Annotated in this window: 22 protein-coding genes and 1 tRNA gene; 15 read left to right on the top strand and 8 right to left on the bottom strand. The window is 52.0% G+C overall.

The annotated features are described in order from the left end of the window. Positions 1-3: 3 nt before the first annotated feature. Positions 4-366, bottom strand: coding sequence for a phosphomannose isomerase type II C-terminal cupin domain (locus tag NTE_RS11145; protein WP_226986971.1), 363 nt, complete (start codon positions 364-366; stop codon positions 4-6). 211 nt (positions 367-577) lie between these two features. On the opposite strand from NTE_RS11145, the gene NTE_RS11140 reads away from it, so the two are divergent. From NTE_RS11140 to NTE_RS11125, 4 genes are all read left to right on the top strand, one after another. After that, a complete protein-coding gene (locus NTE_RS11140) occupies positions 578-1,276 on the top strand; it encodes an HD domain-containing protein (RefSeq protein WP_148701085.1) in 699 nt (232 codons plus the stop codon). Between the two features lie 62 nt (positions 1,277-1,338). Beyond that, entirely contained in the window at positions 1,339-2,217 is an 879-nt protein-coding gene (locus tag NTE_RS11135; protein ID WP_148701084.1) for an electron transfer flavoprotein subunit beta/FixA family protein, read from the top strand. Continuing rightward, the gene (locus NTE_RS11130) at positions 2,214-3,392 is read left to right on the top strand and encodes an electron transfer flavoprotein subunit alpha/FixB family protein (protein ID WP_148701083.1); all 1,179 of its coding nucleotides are present in this window, start codon (positions 2,214-2,216) and stop codon (positions 3,390-3,392) included. Before NTE_RS11135 ends, NTE_RS11130 begins: the two co-directional genes overlap by 4 nt. Positions 3,393-3,396: 4 nt before the next feature. Then, positions 3,397-5,268 carry an electron transfer flavoprotein gene (locus NTE_RS11125; protein ID WP_148701082.1) on the top strand — a complete coding sequence of 624 codons (1,872 nt, stop codon included), beginning with the start codon at positions 3,397-3,399 and terminating at the stop codon, positions 5,266-5,268. Here the strand turns inward: NTE_RS11125 and NTE_RS11120 are convergent. Further along, positions 5,265-5,813, bottom strand: a complete 549-nt coding sequence (locus tag NTE_RS11120; protein WP_148701081.1) for a thioredoxin family protein — start codon at positions 5,811-5,813, stop codon at positions 5,265-5,267. The genes NTE_RS11125 and NTE_RS11120 overlap by 4 nt on opposite strands. A gap of 83 nt (positions 5,814-5,896) precedes the next feature. Here NTE_RS11120 and NTE_RS11115 point away from each other — a divergent pair, with 83 nt between their 5' ends. Further along, a complete protein-coding gene (locus tag NTE_RS11115) occupies positions 5,897-6,193 on the top strand; it encodes a hypothetical protein (RefSeq protein WP_148701080.1) in 297 nt (98 codons plus the stop codon). A gap of 63 nt (positions 6,194-6,256) precedes the next feature. Here NTE_RS11115 and NTE_RS16670 read toward each other — a convergent pair whose 3' ends face one another. Then, positions 6,257-6,409 (bottom strand): hypothetical protein, encoded by a 153-nt coding sequence (locus NTE_RS16670; RefSeq protein WP_158385468.1) that lies wholly within the window; start codon positions 6,407-6,409, stop codon positions 6,257-6,259. A gap of 274 nt (positions 6,410-6,683) precedes the next feature. Here NTE_RS16670 and NTE_RS11110 point away from each other — a divergent pair, with 274 nt between their 5' ends. The 5 genes from NTE_RS11110 (at position 6,684) to NTE_RS11090 (ending at position 10,318) form a co-directional block, all read left to right on the top strand. Further along, positions 6,684-7,073 (top strand): hypothetical protein, encoded by a 390-nt coding sequence (locus tag NTE_RS11110; protein WP_148701079.1) that lies wholly within the window; start codon positions 6,684-6,686, stop codon positions 7,071-7,073. Between the two features lie 31 nt (positions 7,074-7,104). Next, positions 7,105-7,467 carry a hypothetical protein gene (locus NTE_RS11105; RefSeq protein WP_148701078.1) on the top strand — a complete coding sequence of 121 codons (363 nt, stop codon included), beginning with the start codon at positions 7,105-7,107 and terminating at the stop codon, positions 7,465-7,467. A 183-nt stretch (positions 7,468-7,650) separates the two neighbouring features. Further along, a complete protein-coding gene (locus NTE_RS11100) occupies positions 7,651-9,027 on the top strand; it encodes a tRNA (N(6)-L-threonylcarbamoyladenosine(37)-C(2))-methylthiotransferase (RefSeq protein WP_148701077.1) in 1,377 nt (458 codons plus the stop codon). A 95-nt stretch (positions 9,028-9,122) separates the two neighbouring features. Then, positions 9,123-10,094: an FtsZ/tubulin family protein gene (locus NTE_RS11095; RefSeq protein WP_148701076.1), complete on the top strand. Its 972-nt coding sequence runs from the start codon at positions 9,123-9,125 to the stop codon at positions 10,092-10,094. 32 nt (positions 10,095-10,126) lie between these two features. Beyond that, complete coding sequence (locus NTE_RS11090; RefSeq protein WP_226986970.1) at positions 10,127-10,318, top strand: hypothetical protein; 192 nt, start codon at positions 10,127-10,129, stop codon at positions 10,316-10,318. On the opposite strand, the gene NTE_RS16665 is transcribed toward NTE_RS11090, so the two are convergent. Genes NTE_RS16665 through NTE_RS11080 form a run of 3 tightly spaced genes read right to left on the bottom strand, consistent with a single transcriptional unit; the run spans position 10,305 to position 11,007 of the window. Next, the gene (locus NTE_RS16665; protein WP_158385466.1) at positions 10,305-10,448 is read right to left on the bottom strand and encodes a hypothetical protein; all 144 of its coding nucleotides are present in this window, start codon (positions 10,446-10,448) and stop codon (positions 10,305-10,307) included. The two genes, NTE_RS11090 and NTE_RS16665, sit on opposite strands and share 14 nt — an antisense overlap. A 5-nt stretch (positions 10,449-10,453) precedes the next feature. After that, entirely contained in the window at positions 10,454-10,834 is a 381-nt protein-coding gene (locus tag NTE_RS11085; RefSeq protein WP_148701075.1) for a 50S ribosomal protein L31e, read from the bottom strand. A 14-nt stretch (positions 10,835-10,848) separates the two neighbouring features. Then, on the bottom strand, positions 10,849-11,007 hold the full coding sequence (locus NTE_RS11080) for a 50S ribosomal protein L39e (RefSeq protein WP_075054354.1): 159 nt from the start codon (positions 11,005-11,007) through the stop codon (positions 10,849-10,851). Between the two features lie 88 nt (positions 11,008-11,095). Here NTE_RS11080 and NTE_RS11075 point away from each other — a divergent pair, with 88 nt between their 5' ends. Further along, positions 11,096-12,244 (top strand): 3-hydroxyacyl-CoA dehydrogenase family protein, encoded by a 1,149-nt coding sequence (locus tag NTE_RS11075; RefSeq protein WP_148701074.1) that lies wholly within the window; start codon positions 11,096-11,098, stop codon positions 12,242-12,244. A 223-nt stretch (positions 12,245-12,467) separates the two neighbouring features. Here NTE_RS11075 and NTE_RS11070 read toward each other — a convergent pair whose 3' ends face one another. Further along, positions 12,468-13,016: a TIGR00725 family protein gene (locus NTE_RS11070; RefSeq protein WP_148701073.1), complete on the bottom strand. Its 549-nt coding sequence runs from the start codon at positions 13,014-13,016 to the stop codon at positions 12,468-12,470. Between the two features lie 100 nt (positions 13,017-13,116). Between NTE_RS11070 and NTE_RS11065 the strand changes: the two genes are divergently transcribed. From NTE_RS11065 to NTE_RS11050, 4 genes are all read left to right on the top strand, one after another. Continuing rightward, positions 13,117-13,758, top strand: coding sequence for a phosphoribosyltransferase (locus tag NTE_RS11065; protein ID WP_158385464.1), 642 nt, complete (start codon positions 13,117-13,119; stop codon positions 13,756-13,758). Between the two features lie 38 nt (positions 13,759-13,796). Further along, complete coding sequence (locus NTE_RS11060; RefSeq protein ID WP_148702138.1) at positions 13,797-15,068, top strand: adenosylhomocysteinase; 1,272 nt, start codon at positions 13,797-13,799, stop codon at positions 15,066-15,068. A gap of 51 nt (positions 15,069-15,119) precedes the next feature. Next, positions 15,120-15,197, top strand: a tRNA-Val gene (locus NTE_RS11055). Positions 15,198-15,343: 146 nt separating this feature from the next. Then, positions 15,344-17,095 (top strand): hypothetical protein, encoded by a 1,752-nt coding sequence (locus NTE_RS11050; protein WP_148701071.1) that lies wholly within the window; start codon positions 15,344-15,346, stop codon positions 17,093-17,095. Here NTE_RS11050 and NTE_RS11045 read toward each other — a convergent pair. Next, entirely contained in the window at positions 17,058-17,294 is a 237-nt protein-coding gene (locus NTE_RS11045) for a hypothetical protein (protein ID WP_148701070.1), read from the bottom strand. The genes NTE_RS11050 and NTE_RS11045 overlap by 38 nt on opposite strands. Positions 17,295-18,230: the final 936 nt, after the last annotated feature.

The raw sequence follows: 18,230 nt of genomic DNA, 5'->3' as shown, positions 1-18,230 counted from the left end.
CGACTAGGCGTAGAGGACATCTTTTGTCCTCCCAAAGTCGTCCTCTATTCTGACAATGTCGCCCTCGTCGAAATGACCGTACGATATCTCTAGAATTAAAGCGTCAGAGCTCTTTGCGGCAAGCCTGTGCCTTGCGCGGGTGGGTATCTCAAACTCGTCGCCGGTCTTGCCTGTGAACGTCTTGCCGTTTATCTGCACTATTGCCGGTCCCTTGACTACCTTCCAGAATTCCCGGCGCTTTTCGTGGTACTGGAGAGAAAGCCTGCTTCCCGCCTTGACATGGATGAGTTTTACCGTGCACGGCTCGTTTTCGTTAAACTGCTCAAACCATCCCCACGGTCTTTGCTCTTTGTTTGTCTTCATCATGATGCTGTTACCTCACTTTTTTTAAAGTAGAGCGCCAACGCTTGCCTGCGTCAAGGACACCACCACCCGAGCCTCAACAACGGTGCGGCAAGCGCCGGTCGCTGGACTATCAGAACAAAATAATGATTTTAAAGAGTTATGAATGAATCATCTATGTGCGTACTGGCCTTAGCAAATCTTTTCTTATACTTGTGCGTTAAACTATGCCATAATGGCCCAGACAACCACTAGGGCAAGCAAAAGCGAATTCCTATCGTTCCTTGAAAACGAGGGCCGGATCAGGCCCGACAGCTTGATAGAAGGCGCAATAGAGGTTGCCGAAGAGGTGCACGCCGGGCTTGTCAGAGAGGACGGCAAGTCGCTCTTTCTTGAAACCCACACGTGGCCGGTCGCAATGGACGTGGTGGCACACTATCGAGCAAACAACAGAAACATAACCGGAGTCGAAGTCGCGTCTGCCATACTGCACGACGTGATGGAAGACGACGAGCGCATCCTCAACCTGTACGAGTCCAAGTCGTACGGGTTTGAAGCGTACCTTGCTTACCGCTTTGGATCAAAGGTGCAGAGAATAGCAAGCGACCTGAAGATAAAGCCCATTGAAATGTTTCCCGGACAGACAGACGATGAGCGCAAGGCCGCGCGCTTTTGGGATTACTGCGGCATCCTTGCAAAGGCAGACTATGACGTCAAGGTGATAAAACTTGCAGACCGGCTCAACAACATGGCTTTTGTATATTACAGCCTGCCGGGGCACGAAAAACAAAAACGGTACATGCGCGAGGCGGAGGACTTTTACCTTGCTTATGCAATGATTGCGCCCAGCATGCCCCAGTTTTATGCAAGGCTGCGCAAGATGTACGAGGCCCTGCGGTCGTCACAGAAACAAGTGGCTGCCACCACCGTATAATACATAGAAAACCCATTTAAAGGAAAACAATGGAAATAAAGGGAAAGGGAGCATAAAGCAGCATGCCAAACCTTAACGTTGCCGTAATTATCAAACTAGAGCCTGATTTTTCTGAAGGAAACGTGAGTTACAATGCCGATGGCACCCTCAACAGGGCCGAGACCAAGAGCATCCTTGGGCCTCACAGCGCCATTGCCTGCCAGGCCGCGTTTTACGCCCGGGTAAAGTTTGGCGCCAAGGTGTCGGTGGGCACGATGGGCCCGCCAAACGCGGACGCCGCCCTTGCGCAGGCGCAGCTCATATGCGACGCAGAAGAGCTGCACCTGTACAGCGACAGGACATTTGCAGGCGCCGACACGCTTGCCACCGCCGAGACTCTGCGGGCCGGCATTGCCAAGATGGATGGCAAGATGGACATTGTCTTTTCCGGCCACCGCGCGTCCGACGGCGAGACCGGCCAGACCGGACCTCAGACTGCCTGGAAGCTTGGGTTCACATTCCTTGGGCATGTCGTAAGTTACGACATTGACCTTGAAAGGCGGGTGGTGAGGGCAAGGCGCCTGATATCGCTCCAGGGAGTTTACGACGTGATAGAGGAGGTGGAGGCTCCGCTTCCAGTGTTTATCGCAATAGACCCGTCGTACAAGCCGTCGTTTGACACCGTCTCACAGAGGCTTGCCCTTGAAAAATACCAAAAAGAGGCAAAAGAAAGGTCTGCCGACTACAAGCGCCACCTAAAGACGTTCAACGCGCAGCAGCTACAAGTCGACCCCAAGATGGTGGGCCTCCCCGGCTCGCCCACAATTGTGTACAAGGTGGAAAAGATACCAAAGGCCAAGGCAAGCAGAAAGGCCGAAGTGATAGACGGGACAAACCGCGAGCAACTACACAGGGTCGCGGCCAAGATCCACGAAGTGCTTGGAGGCATGGTCATAAAATGAAGTATGAGCACCTGTACGTGGTAATAGAGCACGAAGAGGGCGAGCCGGTGCCCGTCAGCCTCGAGATGCTCGGCGAGGCAAGGCGCCTGATGGACGGCTACAACAAGAAATATTCTGCTAATGAAAAAGTAGTCGCAATAGTCCTTGGAAGCGGCGTGCGCGCAATCTGTGACGAGCTTGTGCAATATGGCGCAGACGCCGTGATATACGCCGATAGCCCGGAGCTGAAATACTCGCGCAACCTAGTCGACACCAAGGTCATCTCGCAGATAGCGCTTGACAAGTCCCTCGTCGCAAAATTTGCAGATTCATCGCCTGATTTTGTCCGGCCACGCTACATGTTCTTTGCCGCAGACAGCATCGGCAGGCAGCTGTCCTCGACTGTCATGGCGCAGCTTGATTCTGGCCTTGCGTCTGACATTAACAAGCTGGTCATTGCCGACCTTGAGATAAGGCACGAGCACAAGACCAAGGGCCAGCAGATGGTCTACGAAAGGACGCTTGAAATGTACAGACCAGACTTTTCCGGCTTTTTGTGGACAACAATCCTGTGCCTTGACAACCGCAACCCTGCAATCGCAAGGGACTACCATCCGCAGGCCTGCAGCATAATCCCTGGAGTCTTTGAGCCAATAGAGCGCGACACTTCAAGAAAAGGCGTCATAGTGGATTATTCGCCGACGTTTGACCCAGACGACCTGAAGGTGAAGGTGCTTAGCAGAACGCCTGTCAAAAGCGCGGTCGACTATGACAGCAAAAAGGCGGTGGTCAGCTTTGGCCGGGGAATAAAGGATGCGCCAGAGCAAAACATCAAGCTAATGGTAGACCTTGCAAAAGAGCTTGACGCCGAAGTCGGAGTCTCGCTTCCCATATCAAAAAAGCCGTATCCTGTAAGCGAGGGCATCAGTTCGTCCTACATGATACCTGACAGGGTGATAGGCACGAGCGGCAGAAAGGTAATGCCGCTTCTCTACATTGCCGCCGGCATCAGCGGCGCCATGCAGCACATCGCCGGCATGAAAGAATCCGGCTTTGTTATCGCAATAAACCCTGACGTCGAGTCGCCGATAAAGGACGAGTGCGATATGTTCATCAAGGGCAGGATGGAAGACGTGATACCTGTGCTCATCGAAGAGCTGCGCGCCATCCGGCCCGCACTGGAGGCAAGGAGATGACAAAATGACAGAGCGCTATGATGTTGCAGTCATTGGCGGAGGCTCTGCAGGACTTGCCGCACTGAAAAAACTGGCCGACCTTGGCAGGCAGGCTGTCCTAATTGAAGCCGGCAGGCAGGTAGGAACAAAGAACGTCTCTGGAGGCATCCTGTACTCAAAAAAGCCAAGGCACGGCAAAGTGCATAACGTTGAAGACGTCTATGGCAACTTTTCAGAGGCACCTGTAGAGCGCAAAATAACGAAATACATCCTGCACGCTGTATCAAAGGACAAGGACTTTGCAATCGACCTGACTGCCGCGCACGAGTACCAGGCAAATTTCGGGTATTCGGTGCTCCTTGGCAGGCTGAACGCCTGGTTTGCAAAGCAGGCCGCAGAGGCTGCCGAAAAAGCCGGCGGAGGAATAGTGTCTGGCGTGCACGTCCGTTCGATTGGCTGGGGCGATGAAGGCCGCGCAGTAATAGAGACGGACGAGCTTGAACCGTTCGAGGTAAAGGCGGTAATTGCCGCAGACGGCGTCAACTCGGAGATAGCCGTGATGACAGGAGCTAGGCCCAAGTTTTCGCCGGCGCAGCTGTACCAGGGCGTCAAGGTGATTGCAAAACTGCCAGAGCAGGTATTGGAGGAGCGATTTGGCATGGGCCCTGACGAAGGGGCCGCCCACCTTTTTGCAGGAGACGTCACGCTTGGGCACATCGGAGGCGGCTTTGCCTATACGAACCGCGACACGCTATCAATCGGCGCCGTATACCATTTTGACTCGCTGATGGACAAGCCTGCAGAGCCTAGCGCGCTTGTCGATGCCCTCCTGCGAAACCCGCTGGTGTCCGAGTTTGTCAGAGACGAGGTGGCAGTCAAGCAAGAGATTGACCGCAACCTTCCAAAGGAAGAGCAGCTTCGCGTGAGGTTTGCAGTCAGCAAGCTGGTAAAGACGTGGAACGAGCTGCGCGACGCGTATTACTCGCCCTCTGCGCGCAAAAAACTCGTTGAATCGGGCAAGTACAAATCTGACGACGAGATAAGGTCGCGGCTTGAATCGATAAAGAACGACCTGCAGTCCAAGTACGGGGCAAAATTTGAAACCGACTATGTAGAGCTGGAATATTCAGCCAAGCTTGTCCCGGACGGCAAGCGATGCATGATGAAAAAGCCATACCACAAAAACATCCTGTTTGTGGGAGACGCCGCCGGAAGGGGCGTGTTCATTGGCCCTCGGATCGAAGGGCTCAACGTCGGGATCGACGATGCGGTAAGGGCAGCCGAATCCATAGTGCGTGCAATCGACCGCAACAACTTTGCGCCCGAGTACATGGGCGAGTACTATTCACAGCAAGTAGAGGCAAGCCCGTACACGCGGGACATGCGCGAAATCGACAAGGATTACCTGAAAACATTCCTTGATGCGACAAAAGACGTACCAAAGGACATCGTCGGCCAGCGCTACGGCATGATATTCCGGCTAATATCCTCAAGCGCGTTCAGGGGCCTTGCAGTGGGACTTGCCAACATGCTTGGCTACGACAAACTACTGCCATTGGTCGAGTCTGAAGAAACGTACGTGCAGGTTCCAATAGAAATCGCAGAAAGGTTAGGCAAGCAGGTCACTGCGTCTTATACGCCAACAATACCAAGCGTCGCAGAGCGGGTCGCCAGCCTAAAGTACGACGACGACAGGCAGTCGCACATCAAAGTCACAAAACCCGAGTCAGAGTTTATGAAGAAAATGGTCACGCTTTGCCCCACGAAATGCTACAGCCTTGAAGACGGCAAGGTTGTACTGCAACATGAGGCCTGCATAGAGTGCGGGACATGCGCCAAAGAAACTGAGTGGCGCCACCCAAGGGGGGAAAAAGGGATCGTCTACCAGTACGGCTAATTTTTCCACTTGATCGAGCAGCCGATAGACGGATCGAAATCCTTTTCCAGCTTCTTGCCAGTAAAGAGCGCGCGGATGTTGTTTTCCATCACCGGCACGGTCGGCTTGGCCTCCGGCTCCATTGCGTCGTTTATCCTGCCGTGAAATGCCAGCTTGCCATCGACAAAGAGGAACGGGTCGGGCGTGCACACCGCGCCATATGCCCGTGCGACATCCTGACTCTCGTCGATGAGGTATGGGAAGTTCAGTCCGTATTCTTTGGAAAACTTGACCATGTTGTCAAAGCCCTCGTCTTGGTAGCTCGGGTCGTTGCTGTTGATCCCGATGACCTGCAGTTCAGAAGGCTTGAATTTAGACTGGAGCGCGACAATGTCGCCTATCCTTGCCTTGACAAAGGGGCAGTGGTTGCAGATGAAAACAACGAGCGTCGCCTTGCTCTTGTACTCTGATAGCGAATGTGTCTTGCCGTCAACGCCCTTTAACTGGAAACTGGGTGCGCTTGCGCCCGTTTTTAGGACCTGAGGGGATGAAAGTGTTCGTGCCATGCTTCAAGATCGTGTTTCAGATATTATATCTATTGCGATGATTCTCTCGCGACGCTTAAATCAATCGGTTCTCATTGCAAAGCATGAGATTTGTCATAAGAGCAATCATACCTACCGAGACAGGCAACAAGATGGTCAAGGACCCGAACTTTATTTCCAACATGGAAAACTACATCAAGGCCAACAAGGCCGAGGCCGCGTACTTTCTTGAACTAAATGGCGACAGGACTGCTGTATTTGTGCTTGACCTGCCAAGCGTCGACATGATACCCGCAGTGGCGGAGCCCCTGTTCATGCTCGGGGCCAAGGTTGAACTGCATCCTGCGATGACTATTGACGACCTGAAAAAGGGGATCGCTTTGGCAATTGGAAAGCAATAACAAGTCTAATAAAAGTAAAGAGATCGCAAACTAGGTGATTGCCCCGGCGAGCAAAATCCTGCACTATGCCGCCGCAGTATCTGTGGCAGTATAATGCCTGCGCGTGACTATTGTCTCTTTGCCGGCAAGTTCTTTTCTGTGGGTTGCGACAAACCACACTACCAGTGGCAGACTTATGCCAAATGCCAGATAGCTAGCGTGTATCTCAAATGCCATTTTTGCTCCTGGTACACTGTCCACTTTGCCATATTTAAGTATTAAATTTACATTAGTTTGGAATATTATTTTAAATATATACATCAGTTTCTTTACCAATAGGAATTTATAACATTAGTTTTTCCTTTTGTGAAACTTATCATACTGTCTGTGTCAAGAAAAGCCGTACAGTATGATAACCTGATCGCAAAACCGCAGCTGCACGTGTAATGAAAAATGTCGTGAATCTGCACGCTAGTATAATATTATAGCGCAGCCTGGCAATATCGCGCGTATGTCTGCTTCTTCTGAATCTCTGGACGCGATCTTGCAGCTGCCCCAGCGAAAACTTGTAGTGGCACAGAGTGAGGTGCACCTAAACAAGCCTGCCAAAAATGAAATTTTTGTCCTGATGATTGAAGAGTCGCGCGGGTCTGCAGGGGGCCGCGCGGCAGGTTCGGGTCACCGAAAGATAGGCAAGGTGTACGGCTTTGCTTGCGAGGGAGGCAAATGCGACAAGCTCTATGAAGTGGATGACCCTGCCAAGGTCGAGATGTTTGACATCCCGTACAGCGCAGTAGCCATGGACATCGTGCTTTCTACCGGACAGCCGTACGTCGTGCAAGGAATAGTGGACCCCGAGTTTGTTGCAAACTACAAGGGCATTGCGGGTAATCTAAAATAATGCGAAGAAGAGGATATAATAGCTGATCGCATTGTCCGGAGGAGAGGATGACAAGCGCGTTGAGGAGGCAGCCTCGGCAATCGAGGACCTGCTCTACATGGGCGCAATAAGGCTTGACGGCGACAGGGCGCTCTTGTCGCCGCAGTTCTCGCTTGTAGCCTCCAACGTGACTGACAGCATGAAGGTAAAGGCAGACAGCCCTGAAGAAGTGATGAAGCTGATGTACTACTCGCTCTTGATATTCATGAATGAATACCTGAAAATGCCAAAGGCACTCACCATGGCGTTTGGAAACGACATGGAAAACCACCGCGACGCGACGGAGTCCGGAGCGCTTGTCACAACCTACGTTGCCATCCTGTCAGAAATCTGGTCGCAGAACAAGCAAGCGTGAGAGAAATGGTTCTGTTCAAGCTGGCAAAGTGAGATCTCTCTCGTTTGCCAGGCAGGTCAGAACTGTGTAATGGCATTCCGCAACAGAATCAATCTAACTATCCCGTCCTGGCAAAAGACTCGCTATCTCAAAAAGACAGGATTTTTAAACCAATGCGCGCTACCAAATGCCGATAGACATTACATGTACGTCCGGTCACTCAAGCCCAAGCTCATAGAGTCGATACACCTAATCAAGAGGCAAGAAAAAGAAGAGGAGGAGCCTGCAAAGGGCAAGGAGAAGGTGTGGATCGAGGCATACGGCTGCTCTGCCAGCATGGCAGACTCGGAGATGATAACCGGGCTCTTAAAGAATGCTGGCTACGAAATTGCTTCAAGCAGAAAGGAAGGGTCGCTCAACCTCATCGTCACGTGCTCTGTAAAAGACACGACCGAGCACAAGATGGTCCACCGCATAAAGCAGCTGAGCAAGACCGGCAAGCCGCTCGTCATTGCAGGCTGCCTCCCAAAGGCTGACAGGGCGATGGTAGAGTCGCTCAGCCCGATGGCAAGCCTCATGGGGCCGCACTCTATTGACAGGTCTGCCGACGTCGTCGGTTCTGCGTTTTCCGGCAACCGCCTGCTTGCACTTGAGGATTCCAGGGTCGCCAAGGTCAACATCCCGCGGGTCAGGATAAACCCTGTTGTGAGCATTGTCGAGATTGCAAGCGGGTGCATGAGCGAGTGCACATTCTGCCAGACAAAGCTTGCCAAGGGGTGGCTTTACAGCTACAGGATAGGCGACATTGCGAGGCAGGTAAGAGACGATGTCAGTGCAGGATGCAAGGAGGTGTGGCTCACCTCGACGGACAGCGGCTGCTACGGCCGCGACATGGGGACAAACCTGGCAGAGCTATTGAGGGCCTGCGCCGGGATTGACGGCGATTTCAAGATCCGCGTCGGAATGTTGAACCCGCAGTACATGCCCGACATGATAGGCGAGATTGCAGACGTCTATGCCAGAAACGACAGGTTGTTCAGGTTCATCCACATGCCTGTGCAGAGCGGCAGTGAAAGGATATTGAGAAAGATGAAGCGCGGCCACACCGCGCAGGTGTTTTCAGAAGCGGTAAAAACATTGAGGGCAAAAATGCCAGACTTTACGATCTCGACTGACATCATCGTCGGCTTTCCTAACGAGACTGAGGAAGACTTTCAAAGGACGCTTGATCTCCTCAATGAAACGCAGCCTGACGTTGTCAACATATCGCGGTACAGCGCGCGGCCGGGAACGGAATCTGCCAGGATGAAGAACAGGGTGAGCTCGCAGGTGGCAAAGGAAAGGTCGGCGCGGCTTACCAAACTTGTGCGCGACATCGCAAAAAAGCGCAACGCCTCATGGAAGGGCTGGCAGGGAGAAATCGTCATTGACGAGCTCGGCAAGGTTGCTCAGGGCAGAAACTATGCGTACAAATCCGTAGTGCTTGCCGACAAGCCGGACAATTTCAAGCTGGGTGAAAAAATACGTGTCGAGGTTTACGATTTTTCCAGCTTTTCTTTGAAAGCCCGCGCGATCCTGTAACAGCTCAAACTTGTTACACCACGCGCGGCCGGCTGTTAATCTCCAAAGCTTTTTAACTTTCGCGAGCTACTGTTGCAGAGGGAGAGCGGGGGATCGTGTCCGAAGATATTTTGATCAAAAATCCGTTACTTGTTGTTGGTATTGGCGGCGCCGGAAGCAGGCTCGCAAAAAAAGTCAGCGAGGCAATTGATTGCGAATGCCTCTTGATGAGCAATGACAAGCGCGATCTTGCTGACAGCAACAATTCCATTCTCGTTAATTCTGGCAAGTGGGTCAATCCTTCGGCCTACAAGTTGAGGTCTTTTGCATCTGCAAAGCAAGAGCAGATCCGCGCCAAGCTTGAGGGCTTTGGCACTGTACTAGTAATCGCAAACCTTGCAGGCAGAGCAGGAGCGGCGATGGCACCACTTGTCTGCGGCATCGCTGGCAAGACTAGCACCGTAATCTCTTTTGCCATAATGCCTTTTGGGTTTGAGAAGGACCGCGTATTTTCTGCTGGCGTTTCTCTGAGGCGGATGCGAGAGGCATCACACTCGACAGTCGTGATGGACAACGACGCGTTTCTCGACAACAATCCCGATCTCTCAAAGGAAGAGTGCTATTCCCTCACCAACAGCGCCATCGTTGAGGTGGCGTCGTCCATCGCGTCTCGGAGCGTCAGGCCGGACATGAACATACTGTCTACCAGTAAGGCATCAGCCGATTCGCAAGCGTCCCTTCGCGACTCTGTCTCAATGCTGTACCAGGATATCACTGACGCCGACGCCATCAGGCGTACCGTTGTGTACGTCATGGGGGGTGAAAAGCTTCCGATCTCTCAATTGAACCAGCTGATAGGTTACGCGCAGGGCATATTCAAGGAGGAAGGGGCGACGGAGGTTGCAATGTCCTCGCTTGCTGTTGCTGATGGCGGCGTGCGCGTGCATGTCGTAGCTTCGGCGCCGCAAAAAACCCGTTTTGACGCATACGATCCGCTGGGCGAGATCTTTTCTGCAGACAGCCACCTTGACTGGGATGAGCCTGACTCGGCACCCGACCTGGAACTTGCAATCCCGCTCCTCGAATAGGTTATTATAGAAAAACGCCCTTTCTGTGGACGTTGGAAACAATCCACTGCGGTTGCCGGTGTATAGTCTGCAAAGGACAGAAACTTGAGGGCAGGAGCTTTACTGCGACTGACGGATACCTTGACATCCACCATACCTGCAAGGACTGCGGCGCCCACTTTGACCACCTTGACGGCACAGTATTTGAAAAGTGCGAGACCTGTAGCTACGCTAAAAAGTCTTGAACGAGTCTGTCAGTTTCTTGTGGTACATACTCTTGCATTCCTTGTCGGGCGCAAGCCTGACTTCTTTCATCTTTTTCTTGTCGTAGATTGTCTGTAAAAATTTGTAGCAGACGGGGCAGACGTCTATCATTTACTTTATTGTGTCTTTGGTTGTTCTTCTGCCTTCGTCTCTTCTGTCGCTGGCTTGGCTTCTGCTGTCGCAGCTGCCGGCGCTTCCGTTGCCGCTGGTGCCGGGGTTGGCGCAGACTCGGTCGGCTCTTCGTACAGCGAAACCGTCACGACGTCGTCCTCGTCCTTGACCATCTTGACCCTGACCTTCCTTGGCGGGTTGGTCTTGCCGCGGGACCAGATCTGCCTGTTGAGGTCCTGGTCCAGCTTGACATCGCCGGACTTCATGTGCTTTTCTGCAAATTCCCTGATCATGTTGACAACCCGGTCGGTCCTCTTGTGCTCCGGTGTGAGCCACGCCCTTCCAAGGTTGATAGTGTAAACGCGGGTAACGTTTTCTTCTGACATTTTTATTTCACTTCTTATCCAACTCTGACATCGGACCTGCGCCAAAGCCTGCGCTTGGGGTTGGTCCTGACCTTCCTGCTGGTCCTGATGATTACCCATGCTGGAACCGGCTGGTTCTGCCTGGTCTTTTTCATCAGTCGCTTTTTGCGCGACGTGTTCTTACGCGCAGCCATATACGTCTGTTCGATTCTTTTTCTCCGTCTTTTAAGTGTTCGTGATAGCAACATTAAAAATCACCGTGTAGTATGTGCATAGCTGTACATGTCCGTCTCAATAAACAAGATAACCGTCCTTGGCTCCGGCGTGATGGGCCACGGCATAGCGCAGGTCTCCGCGATGGCCGGCTACAATGTCACTCTTCGCGACATCGAGCAGTCGTTCCTTGACAAGGCGATGGAAAAGATAAGGTGGTCGCTCAACAAGCTGGTCGAAAAGCAAAAGCTGTCGCAGCAGGACGCAGACAAGATATTTGCGCGGATCACGCCTGTCGTCGACCTGAAAACAGCGCTCAAGGGCGCAGACCTGCTCATCGAAGCGGTGCCGGAGGACATGAACCTAAAGAAAAAAGTGTACGCAGAGGTGGACAGCTTTGCAGAGGACAAGACGCTCTACGCATCAAACACGAGTACCCTGCCAATAACCGACATGGCCGCACTCACAAGCAGGCCGGAGCGCTTTATCGGCCTGCACTTTTTCAACCCGCCGCAACTGATGCCGCTGGTCGAAGTCATACCGGGCGCCAAGAGCAACGCCGGCATGGTGGACATGGCTATGGACTATTGCAAAAAGGTGGGCAAGCAGCCGGTCCTGTGCAAAAAGGACGTGCCCGGCTTTATCGTAAACCGGGTCTTTATCCCGCTGGTGCACGAAGCGGTGTACTGCATGGAGCGCGACAACGCTTCAATGACGCAGATAGACTCGGCAGTCAAGTTTCGGATGTCTTTTCCAATGGGCATATTTGAGCTAGCAGATTACACAGGCCTTGACGTGATACACAAGGCGACTGTCGAGATGCACATGCGCGACGCCAAGGTGATATTTCCGCATCCAAAAATAAAACAGCTGTTTGACGAAAAGAATCTCGGCCAAAAGACCGGCAAGGGCTTTTACGAGTACAAGGGCGACAAGTACGAGCGCGTCAACCTGACAGAGCAAGAGGCCGCAACCTACAACCCGATAAAACTGCTTGCAGTGGCGGCAAACAACGCGGCGTGGCTGATTACAAACGGCGTCTGCGACAGGGCGGAGCTTGAGAAGGCGCTAAAGCTCGGCATGGGCTTGAAGAAGGAGCTGTTTGCAACCATGCAAGAGTTTGGCCCGCAAAACGTGGTCAAGACTCTGCAAGAGCTGGCGGCAAAATACGGGCAGTTCTACCAGCCAGACCCGTATCTTGTCAGCTACCGGGCTTAGCTCTTGCTGCACAAAGTGACAGAAAGTCTTAAATCGTTTTTCTGCGTATAGACTATGCCGAACTGGAAAAGCACGATCCGTCAGAAAACTACGCAAAGGGTATAGGCTCTTGGCGCAAGTGTCTGTGGCTGCCCGAACGCACGCACCTGTCCTTTGGGCAAGTGTGTATGCAAGTAACGGCGGAAACCGCTGAAACGCTCGCGTGTGTGCAATATCACACGCGCTATGTGTGCGGTGGATTGTCGTGCCCCAGCCCGGCATTATTGTTCTTTCCAATCTTTTCTAGTAGAACTCTGACCGCCTCTTTTGGGCTTGCCACCATCATTATCTCTACGCGCTTGCGCTCATCAAGGTATTTTCCGCCATATTCATCAGCCGTTCCGCCGCTTCCCTTTATCGCCACCATCGGCTTTTTCAGCATGTATCCTGCCGACAGCTCTATCCGCGTGCCGACTCCGCCGCCAACTGCAATGATGCCGTCAGCCGTCCCGGCCACGATAAAGTCGCGGGCAAACCCAATAGTTGAGCACACGACAATGTCACAGTACTTGTTTGCGTAGGAAGCGTCATTCTCTGGTATGATCCCAACTGTCGTGCCGCTGTTGTCCTTGGCGCCCCTGCACGCCTCTTCCATGACGCCGCCAAGGCCCCCGCACACCAGCACTGCGCCTGCCTTTGCTACCTCGCTTCCGACCTTGTATGCTGCCTTTCTTGCTGCTTCTGTGCAGCTGTCTTTGTTATATCCGATGACTGCTATCTGTACCCTGCGCATGTAAGTGCAAAAAAGAAGACGGCGGCAGGTAGAATTATAGTTTATTTTTTTTCTGGACTGGCCAATGCTTAAAAACTGCGCCGGCAAAATCTATAGTGCAGTGAGATTCCGAAACCGGGCAGACGCGGGGAACGCGCTTGCAGAGATTCTTGCTCCTGCAGTGAGGGAGAAAGGCGCACTAGTACTTGGCATACCGCGAGGTGGAGTCGTCCTTGCAGACATTGTCGCAGGCAAACTGGGGGCAGGCTTTGACATCGTGATCCCAAGAAAGCTCGGTGCACCCGGAAACGAGGAGCTTGCAATAGGTGCAGTCATGGCCGACGGCACTGACTATATCAACCGTTACGTGGTGATAGCGCTTAAAGTCAAGCAGGAATACATAGAGCGGGAAAAGGAAAAGCAGGTGGCCGAGATAGAACGAAGGCAGTCCAAATACCGCAAGGCCGGCCTTCCCTACGACATCCGTGGAAGAAAAGTCGTCCTTGTAGATGACGGGGTTGCCACAGGCGCGACCGCTATTGCCGCGGCAAGATGGATAAAAAAGCAGCAGCCTGCGTCGCTTACAATTGCCGCGCCGGTGGCGCCGGCGCAGACTGTCGAGGCGCTAAGGCACGAGGCAGACTCGGTGGTTGTGCTTGCCGCGCCTCCTGATTTTGGTGCGGTGGGCGAGTTTTACGAGGACTTTGCGCCAGTCACGGACGAGCACGTCATGGCAATAATGCTCCGGCGAGGGCTGCTTTAGCGAACACGTAATATATGGCACCGGCCTTTGCAGTTTTCATGGAATACCGCGTTAAAGACCTTGCGCTTGCCGAAGAAGGCAAGAGGCGCATCGACTGGGCAGAGGCGCACATGCCTGTTCTTGTTGCACTAAGAAAGAAATACAGCGAGACCAAGCCGCTAAAGGGCATAAGGGTGGCAGGCTGCCTCCACGTGACAAAAGAGACTGGCGTGCTGGTAAGGACGTTAAAAGCCGCCGGCGCAGAGCTATCCTGGTGCGGGTGCAACCCGCTTTCGACGCAGGATGATGTCGCCGCATCTCTGGTCAAGCACGACGGCGTTTCCGTTTTTGCAAGCAGGGGCGTTTCCACAAAGGAATACTATGACGACATCCACGCCTCGATGAGGCTAAACCCGCACATAACAATCGACGACGGCGCGGACCTGACGGTAGAAATGCACAAGGCACTTGAACAAGGGAGAAACGGCGGTCTTGCCGGCCCGCTGTACGGCGGCACCGAAGAAACTACGACCGGAGTGGTGCGCCTGCGCGCCCTGCAAAAGTCTGGCAGGCTCTTGTATCCCGTAATCGCGGTAAACGATGCTGAAACCAAGCACGACTTTGACAACATCTACGGCACAGGGCAGTCCGCGCTGGACGGCATCATAAGAGCCACAAACGTGCTCCTGTCTGGCAAGAACGTAGTCGTTGCAGGGTATGGCCATGTGGGCAAGGGAGTGGCAAAGCGGGCGTCCGGCCTTGGAGCAAACGTGATCGTGACCGAGGTCGACCCGATTGCCGCGCTCAAGGCAAAACTCGATGGCTTTTCAGTGGCGCCGATGAACAAGGCCGCCGAAGTTGGCGACGTGTTTATCACGACTACGGGCTGCAAAGACGTCATTGTTTCAGACGACATTTCCAAGATGAAAGATGGCGCGATACTTGCCAACGCCGGCCACTTTAACGTCGAGATCTCTATTCCAGACCTTGAAAAACAGTCTACAGGGACAAAAGAGATCAACCAGCACACTATGCAGTACAGCCTCAAGAACGGAAGCCGCGTCTATCTGATAGGCGAGGGCAGGCTCGTCAACCTGGCAGCGGCAGAAGGGCATCCGTCCGAAGTCATGGACATGAGCTTTGCAAACCAGTTCCTGTCGGTGCTCAGGCTGGCGCAGTCAAAGGGGACGATGAAGCCAATCGTCTACAACATCGACAAGCAGCAGGACCAGGAAATCGCACTTGCAAAACTGCAGTCGATGGGCGTCGATATTGACACGCTCACACCAGAGCAGAAAGTGTACCTCGACGGGTTTTCGGAAGGAACGTAGCTGGACATATATTATCGGTCAATCGAAAGCAAAAACACACGCGCATACGGTGGATGGGTGGTCTAGCCTGGTTAGGATACCTGTCTCACACACAGGTGGTCGAGAGTTCGAATCTCTCCCCATCCACCATCTTACTTTGTCCAAAGGAGCAATATTCCTGCTCTGTTTTGGCAAATAGGCAAGAATAACCTAGACCAGTTTTTTGCGGCACTGTACAATACATGCAGACGTTCGAACTCCATTTCTCGCCTTAAATGTGCAGGAGAGTGTAGTATGTGATGGCTGTACATGGCAAAGACTATTGTGTAAAAGCCGTACTGACAGCTTTGGCAGACGGCAGGCCAAAATCAGCCAGAGACGTCGTTACCACTACAGGCATTGACGAAAAGACAACATTCCATCTGCTGTCAAACATGTGGAGGAAGCGCCTCATTTTAAGGACAGACAAACCACTGTTTGAATACAACAAGCAGTTCAAAGGTCGAGCTGGATTCAGGAGCAATACGAGAATGTTTCACTTGTATGTTATCAACGGTCAAAGAGGGCAAGGGGAAGTGGAAGGAGAAAGGGCACGCACAGAAGATACGCCTTTCGTCATAGACGGCCACAGATTTGTTCAATTCAGCTCCGAATACTCGGACAAGCGTGGCAACAGGGGCAGCAAAAGCAAGGCTCAGCTCGTCTTGAATTTCCTCAAGGAGAATTCAGACAGGGCATTCTATTCAACCGAGATTTTCAATGCACTGAAAGAAAAAGGGGTAACAATGCCGGACATCATGACCACTGCCAGAAGGTACGAAAGGAAAGGGCTGCTGTATGTGAGGGGATATCAGACCCATGACTCGCAGTCACCATTTCAGGAAGGCTATTTGATTACATGGATTGAGCAGCAGGATGGCGGCGACGACCTTGATGCATTAAAGCAAGCTGTCATGCGCACAAACGAAGCGCTAAAGAGCAAGGCGTCAACAAACCCTCTGGTACAACGGGTGCTGGCAATAAGGAACCTGGTGGTAAGCGAAACAGAGCTTGGGAGAATCGCAAGCATAAATCAGATCAAAGATGCGCTCAGAGCAACAGACAACGAAGTTGAATCTGCCATTGCCAGAGCCACGAAGCTGTATCCCTCTATCAGAGAGGTAAAGCTCTTTGACGCTTACCGCTACTTTTACCATGAATCCATGAACGAAGAGGTCCTAAACGCAGCTTTGGAGATGGCGAAAAACTACATCAGGATAAGCAAGGGGAGAGCAAACCGGATAGGCCACAACTGGGAAGCCTGCGTTGAATGGTTCATTGACAAGTTTACTATAGGAGCTGAGTTTCGGACACAGAACCACCGGAACAACGGCACCGGCAGGATGGACCCAAGGCGTATTACTCTTCATTTGATAAAAAGTGTGGGAGACAGAAGGCAAAACGCAGAAGTAGATAGAGTATGGACCGTGACACCCTCAGTATTTGCCAGACCTGTCACATACGTCTTGGAATGCAAGTGGGGGCTAGTGAGAAGAAAGGACTTGGATGACTTTTTCAACGTGCTGAAATGGAGCACCGACTTTGGCGTCGACACTCCGGAGGAAAGGCAGGTAAAGAACGGCGTTGTAGGAGTGTTTGCCGGCGGAGCGTTTGAGGACATCCACGTAAAGGTGTCAACGGTCAATAGCAAAGATAACAGCGACAGTACAATCACACTGGCCCAGTACGCCGAAAGGCTGAATGTCCAGCTCCTGAGAGCAGCTAATTTCAATGAAAAACTGCGCGATAAAGGAGTGCCAAAAGATGCGACGGTACAAAAGATATGCAAGGCGGCAAGGGACGAGCGCGATGTCAGAAGGATGCTTGACGCGGTATGGGAGAAACCAGAAGATGCAACAGATGTCTTGGACCGGGCAATCAAAACCAATAGCAGCGTGTTCAAGTTTGAAGAAGAACTTGAAGCAGGCGACAACGAGGGAAGCAAGGGGAAAGAAAAAGGAGAGACCCTTCCTACTGGACCTCTTTCAACCGCTGCAGCTGAAGTCTAGCCATATCGCGCTTGAGCACCCTGTCGTACAGCACAAGCAGGCCTTGGTTGACAGCGTCCGTGTTGTCTGAAACAAGACCCCGCTGCTTCAGCTCAAGCAGTATCTTTGCCGGCTCGCCTTCTATTTCTGTGTTGATTCTGACTCTTGTCTGCTTGCTAGGAACATCGTTTACGGTTTCCTCTGTGGTTGCATCATTCACCTCCAAATACTACAGCACTGTAGGAATTTAAGGCAGAAAAATTGTGCCGGGTTTGTGAATTATCGTACTGTTCTAGAGCTGCCTATTGGCATGATTCATGTGTGAAATTTGCTACTTATTAGCAGGAATCTTGTGTTTTTACTTACAAGAATGTTTATTAATTCTAATTGCTATTAGTAATGTTGAAAATATTAATCAACAAACCTACCGAACGAAACCTGATTGCAGGCATTGCCTGCTTCCTCCGTTGGTACCACCGGTACCAGAACAGGCGGGGTGCAGTAGCACCAAACCCATCTTTAGACAAATCGATTCATTTCCAGTCACATTTGTGCAGTCTGCGTGATACCAGTGGTATCATTTTTGGCACCAGAAGAGGGATTTTGGTACCAGTGGTACCACTTCAAACGTATGATCTGGCACCACTGGTGCCAACTTGCAGGACAATTGATGTGCTATTTGGCACCAGAAGTGGCACCAAGCATATCTAGGGGTCAGTGGTGCAAGTTGCATCAGGCATAGGAATCATAACTGTCAATGATCGTAGGACCAGAAGTAGAACTGATCCAACGACCTTAAGACCCATCTGTCAAAGCTTGGTTATGGATGCTGAATTGAATCAAAAAGGACATTGCTGCCAAAAAGCACAGGTTTTGCACTTTCAGCGCTTGCAGGAGTTATGCAGAAGAATGGCAAAGATGTTACATGGACTTTTGACGCCAGAAGGTCGGTTGTTGCTGGTGCCAAAAAATTCTCCCCGCATTATCCATTTTCATGTTCAATTTTCTTTTACCTTATCATACATTTTTCTTCCGCTCCGCATCGTTGCATGATAAGATTTAGCCGTCGGTCATTCGTCGTTTTATTCATTCTTGTCGCTCTGATGCTACTCCCACGCCATTTCAGCCTACCTTACGACATCTATCTTAATTGTAG

The sequence above is a fragment of the Candidatus Nitrososphaera evergladensis SR1 genome (genome assembly GCF_000730285.1).
GTDB classification, from domain to species: domain Archaea; phylum Thermoproteota; class Nitrososphaeria; order Nitrososphaerales; family Nitrososphaeraceae; genus Nitrososphaera; species Nitrososphaera evergladensis.
The sequence above is the reverse complement of the archived record's forward strand: the minus strand, read 5'-3'. Positions and strand labels throughout refer to the sequence as shown.

Excerpts from the sequence above, each read along its gene's own strand:
- NTE_RS16665 (WP_158385466.1), bottom strand. The coding sequence starts at position 10,448 with ATGATAGACGTCTGCCCCGTCTGCTACAAATTTTTACAGACAATCTAC.
- NTE_RS11060 (WP_148702138.1), top strand. The coding sequence starts at position 13,797 with ATGGAATACCGCGTTAAAGACCTTGCGCTTGCCGAAGAAGGCAAGAGG.
- NTE_RS11135 (WP_148701084.1), top strand. The coding sequence starts at position 1,339 with ATGCCAAACCTTAACGTTGCCGTAATTATCAAACTAGAGCCTGATTTT.
- NTE_RS11145 (WP_226986971.1), bottom strand. The coding sequence starts at position 366 with ATGATGAAGACAAACAAAGAGCAAAGACCGTGGGGATGGTTTGAGCAG.
- NTE_RS11070 (WP_148701073.1), bottom strand. The coding sequence starts at position 13,016 with ATGCGCAGGGTACAGATAGCAGTCATCGGATATAACAAAGACAGCTGC.
- NTE_RS11100 (WP_148701077.1), top strand. The coding sequence starts at position 7,651 with ATGTACGTCCGGTCACTCAAGCCCAAGCTCATAGAGTCGATACACCTA.
- NTE_RS11130 (WP_148701083.1), top strand. The coding sequence starts at position 2,214 with ATGAAGTATGAGCACCTGTACGTGGTAATAGAGCACGAAGAGGGCGAG.
- NTE_RS11140 (WP_148701085.1), top strand. The coding sequence starts at position 578 with ATGGCCCAGACAACCACTAGGGCAAGCAAAAGCGAATTCCTATCGTTC.
- NTE_RS11085 (WP_148701075.1), bottom strand. The coding sequence starts at position 10,834 with ATGTCAGAAGAAAACGTTACCCGCGTTTACACTATCAACCTTGGAAGG.
- NTE_RS11110 (WP_148701079.1), top strand. The coding sequence starts at position 6,684 with ATGTCTGCTTCTTCTGAATCTCTGGACGCGATCTTGCAGCTGCCCCAG.
- NTE_RS11125 (WP_148701082.1), top strand. The coding sequence starts at position 3,397 with ATGACAGAGCGCTATGATGTTGCAGTCATTGGCGGAGGCTCTGCAGGA.
- NTE_RS11075 (WP_148701074.1), top strand. The coding sequence starts at position 11,096 with ATGTCCGTCTCAATAAACAAGATAACCGTCCTTGGCTCCGGCGTGATG.
- NTE_RS11120 (WP_148701081.1), bottom strand. The coding sequence starts at position 5,813 with ATGGCACGAACACTTTCATCCCCTCAGGTCCTAAAAACGGGCGCAAGC.
- NTE_RS11115 (WP_148701080.1), top strand. The coding sequence starts at position 5,897 with ATGAGATTTGTCATAAGAGCAATCATACCTACCGAGACAGGCAACAAG.
- NTE_RS16670 (WP_158385468.1), bottom strand. The coding sequence starts at position 6,409 with ATGGCATTTGAGATACACGCTAGCTATCTGGCATTTGGCATAAGTCTG.
- NTE_RS11080 (WP_075054354.1), bottom strand. The coding sequence starts at position 11,007 with ATGGCTGCGCGTAAGAACACGTCGCGCAAAAAGCGACTGATGAAAAAG.